Here is a 1,386-nt window from a genome sequence, read left to right as displayed (position 1 = left end):
AAAGGTAATTGAAGCGCAAAAAGAATTACGTGAAATGGAGTCTCATAGTGTTGTGAGCCCTGTTGAAAAAGGAAGGCTTGAAGCAATCATAAAAGAGAATACTTTAAAAGCTAAAGAGGTAGTAATAGGTTTTTTAGAAAAAATACCGCTTACCAATATAAAAGCTAATGGAGTATATATTGAAGGGGCTGTTCAACTTTTAGATCCTGTATTCAATGAGAGCACCTCTGATGAGGATAAAAAAACAGCCTTACAGACTATAGCCACGGCATTAGGAGATTGTGCAACTCCTGTGAAAGATATTCTAACAGTAGCCTATGTTGCTTCATACGGCTCTAAGAGTACAAGTGAAGAGCCTTCTAAAGAGGTTCAAGCAGTCATCGTACGGGAGGCCGTTGAAAAAGCAATTCTTACAGAATTATCAGCATTAGAGGTAGCAGGAGAGCGGGTTTTCAACACAAATGAATTTATAGAACAGGTAAAAGGTCTTTCTAATGCTATATTCCTAAATGGAGCAGCAGAACATCCAAATAATAAGGTTAAGATACTATTTCCAGAGGGAACAAAACCCCAAACACTTCCCAGTAAAACTGCCTACGAAGATTTTGCTTTTAAAGTAGTAAAAGATGAATTGGCAATAGCATTTGCGAAATTATGTTGTATCACAAATGACGATGCTGCTAACACCTTAGTGCAAGATTCACAACAGCGCTATACCTTTGATAAAAACAAGCTAAATAGTATGGTAGAAAAATACTATACGAATGTTTTAGGGGATATTTCTCCCAAAAATAAGGCCATAGAAAAGATTCTTAATCAGTATAAAGCAGACGTTTCTAAAATTCTAGAGAAAAGCGGACTCATAGATTTAACCGATGAACCAGAGGTGCTTCCTGTATTGGATATTACAAAACAAGCTACCGCATTGCGTCAAGAACTTACAGGTGCAGATACGCATGAAATAGAGGAAGTATCTAAGATGTTTTTAGCGCAACAAACCCAGTTAATAGAAAAAATGGTTCAAAAATATGATAAACAAATCAAAGAAGTGGCTGAACCTACAGAATCTGCACTCTTACAAGATTTTGGAAAATTAATGATGGCTACAAATAGTGACAAGGATGATAAAAGAAAGGTAGATGAAACTAAAAGGGATGAAGAACCAAAAAGGAAAAGGACTAGGTCTAAATCACCAAGTCCTAAACTAGGCTAAAGAATACCCAAATTTAGTGTAAATATAGAAAAAGTAACATTCTGGAAATATTCAGAAGGAGCTTTCTAGGATGCTTTTACCCTTAAGAAGACTTAGTAGAAGAATGGCCGTCACCAATTTTTAATGTACCTGTGTAACTATATTTTAAAAACTTTGTACGGCTACTTCTCTCG

The 1,386-nt window shown here is 35.8% G+C and carries 1 protein-coding gene; it reads left to right on the top strand.

Annotation, left to right across the window (positions count from 1 at the left end; all coding sequences use genetic code 11):
* Positions 1 to 1,213: hypothetical protein (locus WBG07_RS19320; RefSeq protein ID WP_340203769.1), on the top strand; the 1,213-nt coding region annotated here is incomplete at its 5' end.
* Between the last annotated feature and the right edge of the window lie 173 nt (positions 1,214 to 1,386).

The sequence above is a fragment of the Ascidiimonas meishanensis genome (genome assembly GCF_037782385.1).
Taxonomy (GTDB): domain Bacteria; phylum Bacteroidota; class Bacteroidia; order Flavobacteriales; family Flavobacteriaceae; genus Ascidiimonas; species Ascidiimonas meishanensis.
This window is presented reverse-complemented; position numbering and strand designations above follow the sequence as displayed.